Source organism: Pantoea sp. EKM103V, from assembly GCF_011800365.1.
Lineage (GTDB): Bacteria > Pseudomonadota > Gammaproteobacteria > Enterobacterales > Enterobacteriaceae > Pantoea > Pantoea anthophila.
In genome coordinates, this window is the sequence record NZ_JAALFQ010000001.1 from 1,155,285 (window position 1) to 1,173,520 (window position 18,236).

General features: G+C 58.6%; 16 protein-coding genes. 7 read left to right on the forward strand and 9 right to left on the reverse strand.

Annotated elements, in window-relative coordinates; all coding sequences use genetic code 11:
• The gene (locus HFD97_RS05620) at nt 1–1,257 is read right to left on the reverse strand and encodes an L-rhamnose isomerase (RefSeq protein WP_167430815.1); all 1,257 of its coding nucleotides are present in this window, start codon (nt 1,255–1,257) and stop codon (nt 1–3) included.
• Nucleotides 1,250–2,722, reverse strand: coding sequence for a rhamnulokinase (gene rhaB / locus HFD97_RS05625; RefSeq protein WP_009090118.1), 1,473 nt, complete (start codon nt 2,720–2,722; stop codon nt 1,250–1,252). Before rhaB ends, HFD97_RS05620 begins: the two co-directional genes overlap by 8 nt.
• A gap of 291 nt (nt 2,723–3,013) precedes the next feature.
• Here rhaB and rhaS point away from each other — a divergent pair, with 291 nt between their 5' ends.
• Together rhaS and rhaR are read left to right on the forward strand one after the other, a co-directional pair.
• Complete coding sequence (gene rhaS / locus HFD97_RS05630; protein ID WP_111208390.1) at nt 3,014–3,835, forward strand: HTH-type transcriptional activator RhaS; 822 nt, start codon at nt 3,014–3,016, stop codon at nt 3,833–3,835.
• Nucleotides 3,836–3,846: 11 nt separating this feature from the next.
• Nucleotides 3,847–4,713, forward strand: coding sequence for an HTH-type transcriptional activator RhaR (rhaR, locus tag HFD97_RS05635; RefSeq protein WP_167430814.1), 867 nt, complete (start codon nt 3,847–3,849; stop codon nt 4,711–4,713).
• A 241-nt stretch (nt 4,714–4,954) separates the two neighbouring features.
• Here the strand turns inward: rhaR and rhaT are convergent, their stop codons facing one another.
• Nucleotides 4,955–5,989: an L-rhamnose/proton symporter RhaT gene (gene rhaT / locus HFD97_RS05640; protein WP_009090114.1), complete on the reverse strand. Its 1,035-nt coding sequence runs from the start codon at nt 5,987–5,989 to the stop codon at nt 4,955–4,957.
• Between the two features lie 359 nt (nt 5,990–6,348).
• On the opposite strand from rhaT, the gene HFD97_RS05645 reads away from it, so the two are divergent.
• Together HFD97_RS05645 and HFD97_RS05650 are read left to right on the forward strand one after the other, a co-directional pair.
• Entirely contained in the window at nt 6,349–6,672 is a 324-nt protein-coding gene (locus HFD97_RS05645) for a hypothetical protein (RefSeq protein ID WP_167430813.1), read from the forward strand.
• A 41-nt stretch (nt 6,673–6,713) separates the two neighbouring features.
• Nucleotides 6,714–6,812, forward strand: a complete 99-nt coding sequence (locus tag HFD97_RS05650; protein WP_008925225.1) for a YoaK family small membrane protein — start codon at nt 6,714–6,716, stop codon at nt 6,810–6,812.
• A 63-nt stretch (nt 6,813–6,875) separates the two neighbouring features.
• Here the strand turns inward: HFD97_RS05650 and HFD97_RS05655 are convergent, their stop codons facing one another.
• Entirely contained in the window at nt 6,876–7,142 is a 267-nt protein-coding gene (locus HFD97_RS05655) for a DksA/TraR family C4-type zinc finger protein (RefSeq protein ID WP_009090111.1), read from the reverse strand.
• A gap of 198 nt (nt 7,143–7,340) precedes the next feature.
• Here HFD97_RS05655 and aldA point away from each other — a divergent pair, with 198 nt between their 5' ends.
• On the forward strand, nt 7,341–8,777 hold the full coding sequence (aldA, locus tag HFD97_RS05660; RefSeq protein WP_167430812.1) for an aldehyde dehydrogenase: 1,437 nt from the start codon (nt 7,341–7,343) through the stop codon (nt 8,775–8,777).
• Nucleotides 8,778–8,823: 46 nt separating this feature from the next.
• Here the strand turns inward: aldA and HFD97_RS05665 are convergent, their stop codons facing one another.
• Complete coding sequence (locus HFD97_RS05665) at nt 8,824–10,419, reverse strand: ABC transporter substrate-binding protein (protein ID WP_167430811.1); 1,596 nt, start codon at nt 10,417–10,419, stop codon at nt 8,824–8,826.
• A gap of 127 nt (nt 10,420–10,546) precedes the next feature.
• On the opposite strand from HFD97_RS05665, the gene pepT reads away from it, so the two are divergent.
• A complete protein-coding gene (gene pepT / locus HFD97_RS05670) occupies nt 10,547–11,773 on the forward strand; it encodes a peptidase T (protein ID WP_167430810.1) in 1,227 nt (408 codons plus the stop codon).
• Between the two features lie 36 nt (nt 11,774–11,809).
• Here pepT and HFD97_RS05675 read toward each other — a convergent pair whose 3' ends face one another.
• Together HFD97_RS05675 and HFD97_RS05680 are read right to left on the reverse strand one after the other, a co-directional pair.
• Complete coding sequence (locus HFD97_RS05675) at nt 11,810–12,586, reverse strand: ABC transporter substrate-binding protein (protein ID WP_046101873.1); 777 nt, start codon at nt 12,584–12,586, stop codon at nt 11,810–11,812.
• Nucleotides 12,587–12,643: 57 nt separating this feature from the next.
• A complete protein-coding gene (locus HFD97_RS05680; protein ID WP_167430809.1) occupies nt 12,644–13,810 on the reverse strand; it encodes a methionine aminotransferase in 1,167 nt (388 codons plus the stop codon).
• Between the two features lie 125 nt (nt 13,811–13,935).
• On the opposite strand from HFD97_RS05680, the gene HFD97_RS05685 reads away from it, so the two are divergent.
• Nucleotides 13,936–14,817 (forward strand): LysR substrate-binding domain-containing protein, encoded by an 882-nt coding sequence (locus HFD97_RS05685; RefSeq protein ID WP_167430808.1) that lies wholly within the window; start codon nt 13,936–13,938, stop codon nt 14,815–14,817.
• Here HFD97_RS05685 and HFD97_RS05690 read toward each other — a convergent pair.
• Entirely contained in the window at nt 14,775–16,439 is a 1,665-nt protein-coding gene (locus HFD97_RS05690; RefSeq protein WP_167430807.1) for a methyl-accepting chemotaxis protein, read from the reverse strand. The genes HFD97_RS05685 and HFD97_RS05690 overlap by 43 nt on opposite strands.
• Before the next feature lie 217 nt (nt 16,440–16,656).
• Nucleotides 16,657–18,177, reverse strand: coding sequence for a carboxylesterase/lipase family protein (locus HFD97_RS05695; protein ID WP_167430806.1), 1,521 nt, complete (start codon nt 18,175–18,177; stop codon nt 16,657–16,659).
• Nucleotides 18,178–18,236: the final 59 nt, after the last annotated feature.

Consider the following 18,236-nt stretch of genomic DNA (forward strand, 5'->3'; position numbering starts at 1 on the left):
TTAACGTTGGCTCAAAATCTGCTGTTCATAATGGCGCGCATCACTTAACCAGCTGGCGTCAGCCGGAACGTCATGACGCAGGCACCAGGCTTCCCACACCGCCTGCCACGGCAGTGATTTCTGCTCTTCCAGCCAGACCAGCCGCGCGGTGTAATCTCCGCTATTCTCAGCCTGACGCAGACGATCGGTCGGCTCCAGCAGGGCGCGCAGCAGCGCCTTCTGGGTGTTGCGGGTGCCGATAACCCAGGCCGCAATCCGGTTGATCGACGCGTCAAAGAAATCGAGGCCGATATGCACTTTGTCGAACAGCCGGTGACGGACGATCTCACTGGCAATAGCCTGCGTTTCATCATCCAGCAGCACCACATGATCGCTGTCCCAGCGCACCGGACGGCTGACGTGCAGCAGCAGGCGCGGCACATAGAGCATGGCGGCGGAGATCTTGTCGGAGATCACCTCGGTAGGATGGAAATGGCCCGCATCCAGGGTCAGTGCCGTCTGACGGCTGGCGGCGTAGCCGAGATAAAACTCATTTGATCCCACGGTGTAGCTCTCTGCGCCGATACCGAACAGCTTGCTCTCTACCGCATCGATGTGATGCTGCGGGTTGAGTTTTTCCGCAATGACCTCATCCAGAGCGCTCATCAGACGCTGACGCGGCGCCAGCCGATCGACGGTGATATCCTTCATGCCGTCCGGTACCCAGATGTTCATCACCGAGGGCGTGCCCAGCTGCTCACCAAAGTGGGCGGAGATACGGCGACTGGCTTTGCAGTGGTCGATCCAGAACTGGCGCACGGTTTGATAGCTGTGCGACAGCGTAAACCCGTCAGCACTGAGCGGATGTGAGAAGCAGCTGGGGTTAAAATCGAGCCCCACGCCCCGCTCCCTGGCCCATTCGACCCAGCGCGCGAAATGTGCCGGCTCAATAGCGTCCCGTTCAACCGGCCTGTCGCTCTCCAGATAGAGTGCATGCAGGTTCAGACGCTTGAGGCCAGGGATCAGCGACATCGCCTTATCGATATCACCGCGCAGTTCGCTGGCGTTGCGTGCACGTCCCGGATAGTTGCCGGTCGCCTGAATGCCGCCGGTGAGGGCGGCCTGCGGGTTTTCAAATCCCCGCACATCGTCGCCCTGCCAGCAGTGCATGGAAACCGGGATTGTGTCGAGCTGGCGAATAGCCTGTTCAGCATCAACCCCAATATCGGCATAGCGTTGTTTAGCCAGTTCAAAGGCCTGTTCTGTCTGCTTAGTCATAAGCGGGTTCCTCTGCGGGTTGACTCAGCGTCGCGAAGCGGGCCTGACTGGCCGCGAAGACGTCTGAAATGTGTGGTTCGAATGTTTCGAGGGGGAAGGTGTTCATCACGCAGTTGCGGAAATCGGCGACATCCGTCAGTTCGCCGAGGGCAATCAGCTGACAGCCGACGTTACCCAGCGTGGAGGCTTCAACCGGCCCGGCCAGCACCGGAATCTCACAGGCATCTGCACAGAGCTGATTCAGAAAACGATTCTGGCTGCCACCGCCGACCACATGCAGCCGGGTGAAGGGCTTCCCGCGCAGCGCGGCGAGTTCGCTGATGACCTGACGGTAGAGCAGCGCCAGGCTGTCAAAAATGCAGCGGGCCAGCGCAGCGGCGGATTGCGGCACGGGCATGCCCTGCTCTGCGCAGGCTTTCTGAATCTCGCTGACCATGTTGTCAGGATTGATAAAGCGCGGATCGTTGGGATTAATCAGCGAAAGACAGGCGGGCTGACGGGCTGTCTCAGCAATCAGCGCACAGAGGTCATCAATCTGCCGTTCAGCACAGAGACGCTGCAGCAGCCATAAACCCATGATGTTTTTCAGGACGCGATAGCCTTCTGCGCCGCCTTCGTTGGTAATATTGGCGCGCAGTGCCGCCTCGCTCGCATAGGGTTGCAGGCTTTCAAAGCCCATCAGCGACCAGGTGCCGGAGCTGAGATAGGCGGCATCTTCCTGCAGCAGCGGCGTAGCCAGCACCGCGCTGGCGGTGTCGTGGGTGGCCACCGCAATGACCGGCACCGCCTCGCCCCGCTGACTCCGCCAGTGTCCCACTGTGTTGCCCGGCGCCTGCGGCTGACCGAACCAGCCTGCCTCAATCCCCGCCCAGCCGATTAAATCGCGATCCCACTCGCCGCTGTGAATATTGAGCATCTGGGTGGTGGTGGCGTTGGTGTACTCCCAGTTGAGGTTGCCGGTCAGGCGGAAGTGCAGGTAATCCGGGATCATCAGCGCGTGTGCCACACGCGCCTGCCAGTCAGGCTGCTGCTGATGCAGGGCGCGCATCTGATAGAGCGTATTGAAAGGCAGAAACTGAATGCCGGTTTTTGCATAGATGGCGCTGTGGCCCAGCTCCTGCTGCGCCTGAGCCATCAGGCCGTGGGTGCGTGCATCACGATAGCTGACCGCTTCACCCACCGGCTCACCCTGCGCATCCAGCAGCACCATATCCACGCCCCAGGTGTCGATGCCGATACTGTCCGGCACGATCCCCTCCTCAACAGCCTGCTCCAGCCCGGCACGGATCGCCTGCTCCAGCATCGCCAGATCCCAGCAGTCATAGCCGGCACGACGCAGACGCCGGTTTTCAAAACGGCGGATTTCACGCAGATCCAGCTGGCGCTGCGCGTCATCCCAGCGGGCGAGCATGACCCGGCCGCTGGATGCGCCGAGATCGATAGCAATGATATTTCGCCTGGTCATGGTGGCTTTTCCCTGTGATTAAGTGGTCACAGAGTAAAAATCGGGTCGCCTGAACACCTTCCCGGCAGTGCCAGCGGCCGGGGTGCCCTGGCAGACCTGCAAAGAATGTCGTGAGAGAGATCACAGAGGCAGCAGTGAGCACGATGTGACCCCTGCCGCAAATCTGTTAACTACCGGGGATTTCGCGAAAAATTAGCAGGATTCCTGCTGAGACGTGCTGAAAATTCAAGGTAAGGTAACGATGTCCTGATTAGACTGCGTTGCAGTTTTGTTAATCAGTGAGGGACGATCATGACTCTGTTGCACAGTGCGGATTTTTTTCCTGACGGCAATTACGCGATTGCGATTGAACCCCGCATCCCCCAGGCCCCCTTTCCGGAGCATCATCATGATTTTCATGAAATCGTTCTGGTTGAGCACGGCGCCGGGATTCATGTGTTCAATGGTCAGCCACAAGCGCTCTGCGCCGGCTGTGTCTGCTTTATCCGCGATCACGATCGTCATCTTTATGAACAGACGGATAACCTCTGCCTGACCAATGTGCTCTATCGCAGCCCCGGCGCGTTCCGTTTTCTCTCCGGATTGCAGGCGCTGCTGCCGTGCGAACGGGATGGGGATTATCCTTCTCACTGGCGTATCAATCAGAAGGTGATGGCGCAGGCCCTGAGTGTGGCAGCGCAGATGCAGCAGCATGAGGCCTGGTCACTGGACAGGCAGGCGCGGCAGGAGCAGCTCTTTTTACAGCTGCTGGTGCTGTTACGTGAAGCCTGTCGTGATGGCGGTCGTCAGGATCAGGAGGCGCGTCTGCATCGCCTGCTGGACTGGCTGGCGGATCATTACAGTGATGAGATTGTCTGGGATGAACTGGCCGACCGTTTCTCTCTGTCGCTGCGAACGCTGCACCGACAGATGAAGCAGCAGACCGGCAGTACGCCGCAGCGTTATCTGAACCGTCTGCGTCTGTTACAGGCGCGTCACCTGCTGCGTCACAGCGATCTGCGCATTACCGATATCGCCTTCCAGTGTGGATTTGGAGACAGCAACCATTTCTCTACCCTGTTCAGGCGCGAATTTGGCTGCGCCCCGCGAGCGGAGCGCCAGCAGATGAGGTAAAGGAGCCGACTATGGCGTTGATACTCAGTCGTGATGACTATTTTCCCGCCCCCAGTTTACCGGTGGCGGTTGCCGAAAGGATGCCACAGCCCTCTTTTCCGCCGCACCGACACGAGTTCAGCGAAATCGTCATCGTCTGGCGCGGTAATGGCCTGCACGTCCTCAACGATCGCCCCTGGCTCATCACCTGCGGCGACCTCTTTTTTATCCGCGACAGCGACTGCCATAGTTACGACAGCGTTAACGACCTGGTGCTGGATAACATCCTCTACTGCCGCGATCGCTTTGGTCTGGCGCTTGACTGGGATAGCCTGCTGCCGCCACAGGGCCCCGAAGCCCCTGGCTGCTGGCGTCTGACTACGCGCGGTATGGGGCTGGCGCGCGGTGTGATCAGCCAGCTGGAGCGTGAAAGTCGCAAGAGCGATCCCCTGTCGGTTCAGCTCTCTGAAGCCCTGTTTCTGCAGCTGGTGCTGATTCTGCGGCGCCACGGCTACGCCGCCGATCGCCCCTGGGTTCTGCCGGAGGGGGAACAGCTCGATCTGCTGATGTCAGCGTTGCAGGGGGCGATTTCCCGGCCGTTTGATCTGGCAGCGTTCTGCCAGCAAAACCAGCTGAGCGAACGGGCGCTGAAACAGCTTTTCCGTCAGCAGACCGGGATGACCATCGGCCATTACCTGCGTCAGTTACAGCTTTGTCAGGCAAAATATCTGCTGCGAACGCAGGCGTGCCTGATCAGCGAAGTGGCGGCCCGCTGCGGCTTCGATGACAGTAACTATTTTTCCGTGGTTTTCACCCGTGAAACCGGCCTGACACCCAGTGCCTGGCGTCAGCGATTTCTCCCCTCCGGGCGAGCGCTGAAAAGCGCCGAACCGGAATAACATGGACGTCAGACCAGAGCGCTGGATACCGCAGCGCAAAAGTACAAAGCACAGGGAACAGGGTCAGAGGAGGAAAGCGTCCCGCGCCAGGGACGGCGCGGGCCGAGCGGCCATGGATGGCTTAAGCGACTTTCCGATCTGACCCTGTTCCCTGTGCAGGCACGATCTTACCGCCTGAGAACGCCCGGAACGAGCCTGTCAGACAGGCCCGTTCTCCTCCGCGCCGCAGGAAGCCTGCGGCTTACGCTGCCATACCCAGTCCAACGATGTTTGCCGCGATGATAATGACCACGCAGCCAATCGATAACACACTGACCGGGCGGCGTCCCGCTGACTTCCACTCTTTCAACAGCAGGCCTACCAGTCCCCCGCACAGCACATACAGGCTCATGTGCAGCATCCAGCTGACATAGTCATACTGCGGCGGGATTCGGGCGTGGCCCCAGGCGTAAAAGAAAAACTGCAGATACCACATGGTGCCGCCAAGCACGGCGAACGCGGTATTAGCAATAAGCAGCGGCCTGGCGACGGAAAAGTCCCTGCGAACTGACAGATCGGGTCGGGTAGCCAGCCGCCAGAAGCAGAAGCCCAGGTTCACCAGCGCCCCACCGCCCATGATGATCACATAGCTGGGTAACGCCACATAGAGCGGGTCGATCCCCAGATTCGCGGCGGCCTGATGCATCGGCTTCGCGGCATCCATCGCAAAGGACATCCCTGCCGAGAAGATGCCGCACATCACCGCCAGCAGCAGACCCTTCCTGAGATTAAACTCTTCGGCGTTGATCCCCAGCGCCCGCTCCTTCAGCAATCCGGCACGCGACACAATCCCGACGCCAGCCAGGGCCACCAGCACGCCCAGTAAGGTCAGCCGTCCTCCCGCAGAGGCAAATAACTCGCCAAAGCGCCCCTGCAGCAGCGGCGTCATCAGCGTGCCTACCACCAGCGTAATACCAATCGCGATGCCGATGCCCATCGACATGCCGAGATAGCGCATGGTCAGCCCGTAGTTGATATTACCGATGCCCCACATCGCGCCGAAGAGAAACACGGGTGTCAGCTGCGACAGCGTGAAGCTGCTGTAATAAGCCCGGAAGTCGGGCAGCAGAATGGCACTGACCGCCCACGGCAGGATCAGCCAGGAGATCAGGCCCCCCACCGACCACATGGTTTCCCAGGACCATCGTTTTACCTGCTTAAACGGCGCGTAGAAACACGCGGCGCTGGCAGCGCCGACAAAATGCCAGAAAATCCCCGCAATAATGGCACTGTTCATTGTTATTCCCCGGTTTGGTTGAGGTCTGTCGGAAAGCGCTCAGATTCCGCTCAGCAGGCAGTCTACGGTTTGCATCGATTCCTCAGCCTTTGGATGAATGCCGGAAGCCCGCGCAGAGTGGCAATATTGACCCGATGCTGCTGTCAGGGATCACAATTCTGCAGTTGTCAGAGGCCGGGCTGCCTGAACAGGTAAGTGCCTTATAATTCACTGTTTTTCCCCTTTCTGCTGTGTGGCGCAGCACAATTCCCGCGTCACTGCCATGCACGCCACCCGCGTGGCAAAGGCGCAAAGAAGCCTTTCATTCCCACCTGCAAGGTCGTATACACTGGGGAAAATTGATCGGTTCAGGGTTCAGGATGACGACTAAGTGGTTAACACTGTTTCTTTCGCAGGCAGTCAGCCGGGTGATGCTGGATGATATCCGCGCGATAGTGCCTGCTGAGGCGCTAAAGGTGTTTGTGAATGGCATGGATGAAGCCCACTACGCCACCATCGAATGTATACAGGCGGAGCAGCACTGCGCGCTGATCGCCTCCGCGATTTTGGTCTGGCGTCAGCTGGGGCATATCGAGCATATTCTGTATAAGAAGGGAGAGGTGTTAAGGGAGGAGACGGAGGCCACGCAGTTTCAGCTCTTTACGCTGCTGAAAACCCATCGCGCAGTGCTGCAGATCTCATGATAAGATTGCGCCCCCATAGTGCTGTTTGCAGCAGGTAGAGTATGAGAATTGGCATCCTGTTTCCGATCGCCATCATTGTGGCAGGCGTCGGCTTTCTGGCGTGGTTTATCGGCAGCGGTCTGGCCATGCCAGGCTCGTAACGGCTAAGGCAGCAGCGTGACGCGCGCTGCCCGTTCCCCGGCGTGGCCGACTGCGGGTCACGGTTAGCGCAGCTGACTGTCTTTACTGCCCCGACGGTTGTATAAACTGCTGGTCTGCTGCTGTTTATCGATTTTTTCCTGACAGGCTACGCAGTAGCGTACCCCTTTCAGCGCCTGGCGGCGGGCTTCAGGAATCGGCTCGCCACAGAGTTCACATTCGGTCGCGCTTTCGCCATGACCCAGCGACTGCCTCACCCGTTCGATGCCATCGTTGACGGTGCTGTCAATCTGCTCCTGTACTGCGCCTTCTGACGCCCATCCGTTAGCCATGATACACCCCCTTTTTTTCATTACATTGCTTCTATAAATCTACAACATATTGACGTTTTTGCCGCAGAGCAGCGCACTATCTGTCACTGGCTGCCAGCCAGACGCCGCCACTGGCACTCAGCATAAGGTCACCCGCCCGCATCTGCTTCACCCTGCCATCACATTAGTGCAACGTGTCGATAGCGGAGAGTTAAGTAAATGACAACACATCATCAACATTACATTAATGGCCAGTTTGTCGGTTCGCAGGGTGACCAGTGGATTGAGGTGATCAATCCGGCCACCGAGGCGTTGCTGTCACGCATCCCCCAGGGAAGTCGTGAGGACGCCCGTCTTGCCATCCACGCGGCAGAAGCTGCTCAGCCGGACTGGGAGGCGCTGCCTGCGGTAGAGCGTGGTCTCTGGCTGCATAAAATTGCCTCGGCCATCCGTGAGCGCGAACCGGAGCTGACGGCCACGATTGTGGCCGAAGGCGGAAAAACGCAGGGACTGGCTAAGACCGAAGTGCTGTTTACCGCCGACTATCTCGATTACATGGCGGAGTGGGCGCGGCGTTATGAAGGCGAAATCATCAACAGCGACCGACCCGGTGAGCATATCTTCCTGTTCAGAAAGGCGATTGGGGTGACAACCGGGATACTGCCGTGGAATTTTCCCTTCTTCCTGATCGCCCGTAAAGCCGCGCCTGCCCTGATCACCGGCAACACCATCGTCATTAAACCCAGTGAGCTGACGCCAAACAATGCGGCGATCTTCGCCGATATTCTGCAGCAGACAGGCCTGCCCGCTGGGGTGGTCAATATCGTCTATGGTTTCGGGCAGGACGTGGGCCAGGAGCTGGCGGCAAACCCGAAAGTCGGGCTGGTCAGCCTGACGGGTAGCGTCGGTGCCGGCATCGCCACCATGCAGGCCGCAGCACAGAACGTCACCAGCGTCTCCCTGGAGCTGGGCGGTAAGGCCCCGGCGATTGTCATGGCGGATGCTGACCTGGAGCTGGCCGTGCGGGCCATCGTCGCTTCGCGAATGATAAACAGCGGCCAGGTCTGTAACTGCGTTGAACGGCTCTATGTGCAGGAGGCGATTTATGACCGCTTTATCAACGCGCTCACGGCGGCTTTTCAGCAGGTGACCCTGGGTGACCCCGCCGAACAGAGCGATATTGATATGGGGCCGCTGATTAGCGCTGCGGCACGGGATCGGGTTGAGCAGAAGGTGGCTGAGGCGGTCGCCGCAGGCGCCAGCGTGGTGCTGGGCGGCCGGCGCGCCGGCGAGAAAGGCTTTTTCTTCCAGCCCACGCTGCTGACCGGGGTTCGACAGGAGATGCCGATTATGCAGGAAGAGATATTCGGGCCTGTGCTGCCGGTAATGAGCTTTAAAACGCTGGATGAGGCGATAGCCCTGGCAAACGACTGCCAGTATGGGCTGACCTCTTCCCTCTATACGCAGGATCTCAACACCACGCTCTACGCCCTGCGTAAGCTGAAGTTTGGCGAAACCTATGTTAACCGTGAAAATTTTGAGGCCATGCAGGGCTTTCATGCCGGATGGCGCAAATCGGGCATTGGCGGTGCCGATGGTAAACATGGTCTGGAGGCCTATCTGCAGACCCATGTTGCCTACCTGCAGGGCCATTAACAAAACGGGCCGCACAGGCGGCCCGTTTAATCTTTCTGTTCGCGACTCACTGACTGATGTCGACCGGATAGAAGATGTGTTTGCCAAAGGGATCGACCTGATAGCCGCTGACCGATTTGCGCACCGGCTCGAAGATCGTCGAGTGCGCAATCATCACCGCCGGCATCTGGTCATGCATCATCTGCTGCGCCTGCAGATAGAGTGCGGTGCGTTTGCCCTGATCCGGTTCGGCACGCGCTTCGGTAATTAACTTTTCAAATGGCTGATAGCACCATTTCGACGAGTTAGACCCGCCCTGTGCCGACGTGCAGCTGTAAAGCGGGCCAAAGAAGTTATCCGGATCGCCGGTCGCAGTGGTCCAGCCCATGAGTGCCGCCTGATGCTCGCCGCTGCGTACCCGTTTCAGGTACTCGCCCCACTCGTAGCTGACGATGCTGGCTTTGATGCCGACTTTGGCCCAGTCCGCCTGAATCATCTCCGCCATGCGGCGCGCGTTAGGGTTATAGGGGCGCTGCACCGGCATCGCCCAGAGCGCGATCTCCGTGCCCGGTTTGACCCCCGCCTGCTGCAACAAAACTTTGGCCTGCTCTGGATCGTATTCGTAATCTTTCAGATCCTTGTCGGCGCTCCAGACGCCCGGCGGCAGGATATTTTTTGCGACCGTGCCGGTGCCTTTGAAAATCGCCTCGATGATGGCCGGTTTGTTAATGGCCATTGCCAGCGCCTGGCGCACTTTGACATTGTCAGTGGGAGCTTTAGTGGTGTTAAACGCCAGGAAGCCGGTGTTCAGCCCCGCCTTCTGTTCCAGGGTGATGTCGGGGTTAGCGCGCATCTTCTCCAGATCGGCGGGATTAGGGAACGGCATTACCTGACACTCGTTCTTCTCCAGTTTGGCATAGCGCACGGAAGCATCCGGCGTAATGCTGAACACCAGCCGATCAATCTTCGCCTTGCCCTGCCAGTAGTCAGGAAACGCTTTGTAGAGAATGCGTGAATCCTTCTGATACTGCACCAGCTCAAACGGGCCGGTACCAATCGGATTCATATCCACCTTCTCCGGCGTCCCCGCCTTCAGCATGGCATCGGCATATTCGGCTGAGTGGATCGAGGCGAAATACCAGGCGAGATCGGCCAGAAACGGCGCTTCAGGATGTGAGAGCGTAAAGCGCACGGTGTGCTCGTCCACCCGGTCGATGCTTTTGATCAGGGTGGAGAGTTCCAGACTTTCAAAGTTCGAGTAGGTGCCGCCAGAGACGTTGTGGTAGGGGTTTTTCGGGTCCATCTGGCGCATAAACGAGAAAATCACATCATCGGCGTTAAAGTCGCGGCTGGGTTTAAACGCCTTATTACTCTGAAACTTTACGTTGTGCCGCAGATGGAAGGTATAGACCTTGCCGTCAGGGCTGATCTCCCAGCGTTCAGCCAGACTGGGCACCAGCTCGGTGGTGCCGGGAGTAAAATCCACCAGCCGGTTGAACACCGGCACGGCGCTGGCATCCACACTGGTCCCGGAGGTGTAGAGCTGAGGATTGAAGTTTTCTGGCGAACCTTCAGAGCAGTAAACCAGGGTTCTGGCGTTCACGCTGCCAGCCAGCGCGACGCCTGCCGTCATCAGCGCTAAGGTGGCTATCTTTGTTTTCATTATCATCCTCGCTTTGTATTGACTTCTGGTGGGCACAATATCTAAATGAATCATTCAGATGCTTCATTGATAGCACGATTCGGCACCATAGCGAACCCTGCCTGTAGCTGACTAATAAGGAATAGTGATGACAGACAAACCTGAGTCGCAGCTCACCGAACGTTTTTTCCGTTACCTCGCCGTCAGCAGCCAGAGCGATGCTAAATCCACCACCCTGCCCAGTACACCGAGCCAGCACGCCATGGCCGCCCTGCTGGCGGAGGAGCTGCGTGCGCTGGGACTGGATCAGGTGGTGGTGGATGTACATGCCACCGTGACCGCCGTGAAGCGCGGCAATCGTCCTGACGCGCCACGCATCGGCTTTATTACCCATATCGACACCGTTGATGTCGGTCTGTCGCCCGATATCCATCCGCAGATCCTCACCTGGCAGGGCGAAGATCTCTGTCTCAACGCACAGCAGGATATCTGGCTGCGCCGCGATGAACATCCGGAGATCGCGCCCTACATCGGTGAGCCGGTGATTTTCAGCGACGGCACCAGCGTGCTGGGCGCAGACAACAAAGCCGCCGTGGCTGTGGTGATGACGCTGATGGCAAACCTCAGCGGCGACCATGGCGATATCGTGGTGGCCTTTGTGCCGGATGAGGAGATCGGCCTGCGCGGGGCGAAAGCGCTGGATCTGGAAACGCGCTTTAACGTGGACTTTGCCTGGACCATCGACTGCTGTGAACTGGGCGAAGTGGTCTATGAGAACTTCAATGGCGCCGCCGCAGAAATCGTGTTTACCGGCGTGCCGGCGCATCCGATGTCGGGCAAAGGGGTGCTGGTAAATCCCCTGCTGATGGCGCACGACTATATCAGCCTGTTTGACCGCCAGCAGACCCCGGAGCATACCGAAGGACGTGAAGGCTATATCTGGTTTAACGAGATTCAGGCCAACGCCAGCCGGGCGACCCTGAAAGCCTCCATCCGCGATTTTGACCTGACCCGCTTTGCGGCACGCAAAGAGCAGTTAGAAGCGGCAGCCAGGGATATTGCGGCGCGTTATCCGACCGGTGAGGTCAGCATCACCATCAGTGATATTTACAGCAACATCAGCAATGCGCTGGGAGAGGATCGGCGGGCGATCGATCTGATCTTCACGGCCTTTGCCGCGCTGGAGATTGAACCCAAAGTGATCCCGATGCGCGGAGGAACGGACGGCGCGGCCCTCTCGGCCAAAGGCTTGCTGACGCCGAACTTCTTTACCGGCGCGCATAATTTCCATTCGCGCTTTGAGTTTCTGCCCATCTCCTCGTTTGTGAAGTCCTATCAGGTCGCGGAGAAACTCTGCCATCTGGCGGCAGAGTAAACCGCAAAATCGGGCGCATTTCGCGCCCGATTAAGGTCAGGGTTTCGCGCTGACATCAATGCCAGGGAAATATTTTTCCGCCAGCTTTTTAATGGTGCCATCGCTCTGCACTTTGGCAATTGCCGCATCCAGCGACTGTTTCAGCTGGGTGTCATCCTTACGCAGTCCGTAGCCGATGCCGGAGCCTAGAATCGCGTCATCCTCGACCGGTTTGCCGACAAAGCCGAAACCTTTGCCCTGTGGCTTATCGAGAAAGCCGGACTGACCGGCAGCAGACATCACCAGCGTGCCGTCAAGACGCCCCGCGACCATGTCGTTGTAAACCTGGTTCTGATCCTGATAAGAGGTCACCGTCACGCCCTGCGGCTCCCAGTGCTTCTTCGCGTAGGTTTCCTGAATGGACCCCTGCAGAACCCCGATATTTTTGCCTTTCAGACCGTCAGCGGTCGGGGCCAGATTCTCGCCGGTCTTCGCCACTAACATCGTCGGAATACGGTAGATGGGCTGGGTAAAGGCGATGCTTCTGGCGCGCGCTTCAGTAATGTTCATCGCTGAGTTAATTGCGTCGAACTTCTTCGCCTGCAGCGCCGGGATCAGCGCATCAAAGCTGCTCTCAACCCAGTGGCAGGTAAATTTGCCCGCCTGACAGATTGCATTACCCAGCTCAATATCAAAGCCTTCGAGTTCGCCCTTCGCGTTGCGGCTTTCAAACGGGGGATATTGTGACTCCACGCCGTAACGTAAATCCTGTGCCAGTGCCTGTAGCGATGTCATCATGCCCAGAGCGAGGAAAAGCGCGTTCAGTTTCTTCATTATTAGCCCCGAAAAGTATTATTTACCCGTTTCCCCAGCTTCACGCTGTCGCGTGATTCAGCAGGAAAACGCACTCAGCGCTGCTGCGCCAGCTTCCAGCGTCGCCTCGTCCTTTGCAAAAGAGAGACGAATCAGTTTGTTGTCTGTGCCATCCATATAAAACGCCGACAGCGGAATGGTCGCCACGCCGTGATCGACGATAAGACGTTTTACCATTTCACTGTCAGGTTCGTCACTGAAATGTCCGTAGCTGGCGAGCATAAAGAACGAACCGGCGCTCGGCAGCAGCCTGAAGGGCGAATCCTGCATCAGCGCAATCAGCCGGTCGCGTTTCTGCTGATAGAACGCGCTGAGCGACAGATAATGATCCGGTGTCTGCAGATAGTGTGCGAAGCCCACCTGCATCGGCGTATCGGCGGCGTACATCATGAACTGATGCACTTTAACCAGTTCGCTCATCAGCGCTGCCGGGGCCAGACAGTAGCCCACCCGCCAGCCGGTAACATGAAAGGTTTTGCCAAACGAGGAGACGATGACGCTGCGCGCAGCCAGCTCCGGATGCGTCGCCATCCCGCAGTGCGGGCGGCCATCAAACAGAATGTGCTCGTAAACCTCATCCGAGAGCACCACGATGTCTGTGTTGCGGATTAAGGCTGCCAGCTGGTTCAGATCCTCAGACGTCAGCACCTGCGCGCTGGGGTTGTGTGGCGTATTGATGATAATCATGCGGGTGCGCGGCGTAATCGCAGCCCGTAATGCCTCCCAGTCGATCGCAAAGGAAGGCACCGCCAGCTTCAGCCCGACCGGCTTTCCGCCCTGCAACCGGACGACTGGCGCATAGCTGTCGAAGGCTGGCTCAAAGAAGATCACCTCATCCCCCTGATGCACCAGCGCGGTGATCGCCATATAGATCCCCTGACTGGCGCTGCCGGTGATCAGCACTTCGCTGGCGGGATCGTATTTTTCGCCATAAAGCGCCTCGACTTTCATGGCGAGCGCTTCACGCAGGGCGGGCAGCCCCATCATGGGAGCATACTGATTGTGCCCCTCCTCCATCGCGCGGCTGACGGAGGCGACCAGCGCCGGGTCACAGGGAAAACCCGGTGCGCCCTGCGACAGGTTAATCGCCTGATGCTGCGCTGACAGCTGGCCAATCACGCTAAAAATAGTGGTGCCGACATCCGGCAGTTTTGAGTGAACAGCAACAGGCGTTTTCAGGGACATACTCTCTCCATCAGAAACATAGCCGGTCTGATCCGGTAAAAAACTATTCAACGGGCTGCGGCTTGAGTCGGCAAGCGAAATGTCGTCATAATAGCCATGACAAAAATGCATAGCTGAGGTTTATCGTGTCGCGCTCATCGCTGCCGCTTAATGCCATCCACGCTTTTCTGGTGACCGCCCGCCATCTCAACCTGACCCACGCGGCGGGTGAACTCTGTCTGACCCAGGGGGCCGTGAGCCGCAAAATTGCCGCCCTGGAGCAGTGGCTGGGGGTAACGCTGTTCGACCGTCATGCCCGCGGGCTGCGGCTGACCGCCCAGGGCAGCGCGCTGCTGCCGGAACTGCGTCAGGGATTTGAGATGATGGTGCAGGCCAGCGAGAAGGTGCGGCGCACGCAGGTCAGCATTCGGCTGAAAGCGCCGAGCTGCGCGATGCGCTGGCTGGTTCCCCGGCTGATCGCGCTGGAGCAGCAGCGGCCGGAACTGCATGTGGCGCTGACCACCACGCTGGATCACGCAGCCCGGCTGGGAAACTTTGATGCGGCGATTGTGTATGGCAAGCCACAGCCCGACGGGATCACCCTGTTCAGCGAATCACTGACGCCGGTCATGGCGGCGGTTCAGCCCGCACCAGACGACCTGGCAACGCTGGAGACGATGACGTTTCTGCATCCCACAGAGGACAAACGTGACTGGCAGTGCTGGCTGGAGGCGCAGCAGGTGACGCTGAAGATGCAGCGCAATCAGCATTTTTCCACCATGGACTTAGCGATCAGCGCGGCGATTCAGGGATTCGGGGTGGCGATTGCCGACAGCAATCTGGTGGAGAGTGATATCGCCAGCGGCAGGCTGATTAAGCCGTTCGCTGGCGAGGTGAAAACCGGCGCCGTTTACAGTTTACTGCAGCGGGCGCCGCAGGATGCGCCACCCTTCCTGGCGGAACTGGTGGCGTGGCTGTGCCGGGATCAGAAGGTGACCCAGTCGCCATTATCCACAGGTTTAGCCTGAGCCACGCTCAGCGCCGGCGCTTTCGGCGCGGTGGGCTTGTGGCTGATGACCGGCGCAGGCTGGCTGGTGCCGGAAAGACGGAACTTCGACACCGACGCCTGGAGCGCTTCCGTCTGCAGGGCGAGCGCACTGGCCGCCGCAGAGACCTCTTCGACCAGTGAGGCGTTCTGCTGGGTCACGCTGTCCATTTCGGTCACTGCCGTGCCAACCTGAGAGATGCCCTTGCTCTGCTCTTCCGAGGCAGAGGCGATCTGTTTCATGATGGCATCCACATCCTGCACCGATTTCAGGATGTTGTTCATGGTGCCACCCGTGGTGCTGACCAGTTCGGCGCCTTTATCCACCCGCTGAACCGACTCTTCGATCAGCGTGGCGATCTCTTTGGCGGCGTTAGCACTGCGCTGGGCCAGACTCCGCACCTCTGAAGCCACCACCGCAAATCCGCGCCCCTGTTCCCCGGCACGCGCCGCTTCAACCGCGGCGTTGAGGGCCAGAATGTTGGTCTGGAAGGCGATACCGTTAATCACGTTGGTGATCTCAGCAATTTTCTTCGAGCTTCCGGAGATGCCATCCATGGTGCTGATCACTTCACTCACCAGCTGACCACCACGCTGCGCTGTCGTGGTCGCGGTCTCGGCCAGCAGGCTGGCCTGACGCGCATTGTCGGCGTTGAATTTCACGGTCGCCGTCAGCTCCTCCATGCTGGCCGCAGTCTGTTCCAGCGCTGAGGCCTGCTCTTCGGTACGGGAAGAGAGATCGTTGTTTCCGGCAGAGATCTCCGCCGCGCCACGGGAGATATTTTCCGTGCCGTTGCGAATCGCACTGACCGCTTCGCGCAGGCTGTCCTGCATGGCACCCAACAGCGGCACCAGTTTACCGACGCAGTTGCGGCCAAAATCGGTCACCGGCTGGCTCAGATCGCCCGTGGCAATGACCGCGAAGTGCGTGCGGATGCTCTCCAGCGGACGCACCAGCATCGCCACCAGATAGCGATCGGTAAACAGCAGAATCAGCAGGCCGATGATCACTGCAATGGTGATAATCGTCTTGGTAATGGAGGTGAGATGATCGACCTCCACGCGGGTGGTATCGAGTTTTTCAGCCGCACCCTGGTTAAATTTGTCGGCACTCACGCCAAAGGCGCGGCTCAGCGGCGGGGTCACGTTGTTCGCCTGCTGGCGATAGGCATCCGGCGACGCCTGACGGGCCAGCTGCAGCTGCGGGGTCACGCCTTCGTCCAGCAGTTTCTGCCAGCTCTTAATCACGCTATCCACCACCTCCGGGTTCATCGGGCCCGGTGCCAGCTGCTTAAAGCGCGCCAGTTGCTGCGTCATGCTGTCCAGCGCCTGCTGCACCGGGGCATAGGCTTCATCCGTTAATGTTTTACCGGCAGCTTTACCTTCCATAACGCGCGACAGGCGCGTCACGACGCGGAAATATTGATCGTTCCCTTTGCTCAGAACCGTCATCTGTTCAACCAGATGACGGTCAACATCGTTGCCTTCGCTCAGCGCGCCAAGCGAGTGGATGCTATAGAGCCCGACGCCGCTCCAGAGTAAGCAGAACAGTCCCAGAATGGAGAGCATCACTGCTCTGATGGTAAAATTTTTAAGCATTCCCATACCAAAATCCTATACACGTTGACCCGCAAGTGTCGGGCATAGGAGGTTTATCGGCATGGAATTGTGAAGATGTAACTGTTTTGTTACCTAATATTTTACAGCGTCCGGATGTCAGATTTCGGTTAAAAAAACGCTACATCAATCAGTTAGGATTAAAAAAGCAGATTTTTTCCATTCGCTTTATTTAATGGTTAGCGAGCTAATCATTAAAACCCCACTAAAGCCTGACCATGCGCGTCATCAGTAACCGGAAGAGGCGCAGACGGGCACGCATAAAGTTTCGCTTCAGCTTCAGGGCGTGCTGGCGGTCGTCACCAAGTGACATTGTCACGTCATTGCCGGGGTGCCACGCGGGCCAGACTACCTCACCGTCCAGCTGATGCGTATATTCCGTGGCGTCGCGGGCAAACCTGAACCAGTAGTCGCTGACCTGCGCCGCAAACGCCCTGTCCGCCTCACTGAACGGCCGGGCTTCGTTGGGGTCGGGCATCTGACTCAGCGTATCCAGCACATACGGCACTTCATTACCGTGCCAGGCACCATGGGGATAGAGGTCGCGGGCGTGCTCAGAGACATAATCAAACCAGTAGCGCCAGCCCGGCATGCCGACACGATACTGCGCCCGCATCACCAGCCATGGCATCAGGCTGAAGGCCATATCGCGCGCCACGGCTCGTCCCAGCAGTCGGTCGTCATGGATGTCATACATCCATTTAAGTGTCCGGTAGGTCAGCCGGTTTTTGTCACGCAACTGATGCAGCACGGCAGTGGCATCCACACCAAAATAGTCCAGTACGCTGGCCTCATCACTGTTGCTGCCCGCCATCAGCGGCAGACGGTGCTGTTTAGCCGCCAGGAAGGTTTTCAGCATCGGCTCAGGCAGAACGGCGTCCCCGGCAATCGGCACCGGCGGGATCGCCAGCGTTCCCTCCAGCGACCAGAAGGCATCGGCAGGCAGCGCGCGCAACTGCTCTGCGGTGACATCAGGCGACAGGCCAAAGTGTCGTGCCACCGCCACACCCTGCTGACGCGCCTTTTTCAGTGGGGTATCGGGCAGGCTGTAGGCGCTCTGGACAATGCCCTTATGAAACAACCCTTCTGCCAGCGGCGAACAGCAGAGTGACAGCACGCTGCGCGCGCCGGCCGATTCACCGAACAGGGTCACATTGCGACGGTCGCCGCCAAAAGCGGGAATATTGCGCTGAACCCACTGCAGGGCGGCGATCTGGTCGAGCAGACCAAAATTGTTCACCGTGCCGGCAACAGGGTATTCCGCATCCAGCGCGGGATGAGAGAAGAAGCCAAGATGGCCCAGCCGGTAGTTCAGGGTCACGACCACTGCGCCACGTGACGCCAGGGGTTTGCCGTTATAGGGGGCCAGTCCGCCTGCGCCAATGGTAAAGCCACCGCCGTGCAGCCAGACCATCACCGGTAGCGGTCGGGCGGGCTCCACATCGGGTGTCCAGACGTTAAGATAGAGGCAGTCTTCACTGAACTCGCCGGGATTGCCTCCGCCGACAGCCTCACACCAGGCCCGATTCTGCCAGCCCGAGGCACCAAACTGTGTCGCGTCACGCACCTGCTGCCAGGGTGTGACCGGCTGGGGTGGCCGCCAGCGTAACGCGCCCACGGGCGGGGCTGCATAAGGTATGCCTTTGAATACGAAAAGGTCATCGTCCATGCTTCCACGTAACTCCCCTTCGGCAGTCATGATCCTCAGACCTGTTTCGTTTTTCATTCCTGATTCCCTGTTTACTCGTTCCTCCATTATTTGCAGGCCCGTCTGCATTGTCCAGG

Excerpts from the sequence above, each read along its gene's own strand:
- rhaR (WP_167430814.1), top strand. The coding sequence starts at position 3,847 with ATGGCGTTGATACTCAGTCGTGATGACTATTTTCCCGCCCCCAGTTTA.
- HFD97_RS05690 (WP_167430807.1), bottom strand. The coding sequence starts at position 16,439 with ATGGGAATGCTTAAAAATTTTACCATCAGAGCAGTGATGCTCTCCATT.
- HFD97_RS05680 (WP_167430809.1), bottom strand. The coding sequence starts at position 13,810 with ATGTCCCTGAAAACGCCTGTTGCTGTTCACTCAAAACTGCCGGATGTC.
- HFD97_RS05620 (WP_167430815.1), bottom strand. The coding sequence starts at position 1,257 with ATGACTAAGCAGACAGAACAGGCCTTTGAACTGGCTAAACAACGCTAT.
- rhaS (WP_111208390.1), top strand. The coding sequence starts at position 3,014 with ATGACTCTGTTGCACAGTGCGGATTTTTTTCCTGACGGCAATTACGCG.
- pepT (WP_167430810.1), top strand. The coding sequence starts at position 10,547 with ATGACAGACAAACCTGAGTCGCAGCTCACCGAACGTTTTTTCCGTTAC.
- HFD97_RS05665 (WP_167430811.1), bottom strand. The coding sequence starts at position 10,419 with ATGAAAACAAAGATAGCCACCTTAGCGCTGATGACGGCAGGCGTCGCG.
- HFD97_RS05695 (WP_167430806.1), bottom strand. The coding sequence starts at position 18,177 with ATGAAAAACGAAACAGGTCTGAGGATCATGACTGCCGAAGGGGAGTTA.
- aldA (WP_167430812.1), top strand. The coding sequence starts at position 7,341 with ATGACAACACATCATCAACATTACATTAATGGCCAGTTTGTCGGTTCG.
- HFD97_RS05655 (WP_009090111.1), bottom strand. The coding sequence starts at position 7,142 with ATGGCTAACGGATGGGCGTCAGAAGGCGCAGTACAGGAGCAGATTGAC.
- HFD97_RS05645 (WP_167430813.1), top strand. The coding sequence starts at position 6,349 with ATGACGACTAAGTGGTTAACACTGTTTCTTTCGCAGGCAGTCAGCCGG.
- rhaB (WP_009090118.1), bottom strand. The coding sequence starts at position 2,722 with ATGACCAGGCGAAATATCATTGCTATCGATCTCGGCGCATCCAGCGGC.
- rhaT (WP_009090114.1), bottom strand. The coding sequence starts at position 5,989 with ATGAACAGTGCCATTATTGCGGGGATTTTCTGGCATTTTGTCGGCGCT.
- HFD97_RS05675 (WP_046101873.1), bottom strand. The coding sequence starts at position 12,586 with ATGAAGAAACTGAACGCGCTTTTCCTCGCTCTGGGCATGATGACATCG.
- HFD97_RS05650 (WP_008925225.1), top strand. The coding sequence starts at position 6,714 with ATGAGAATTGGCATCCTGTTTCCGATCGCCATCATTGTGGCAGGCGTC.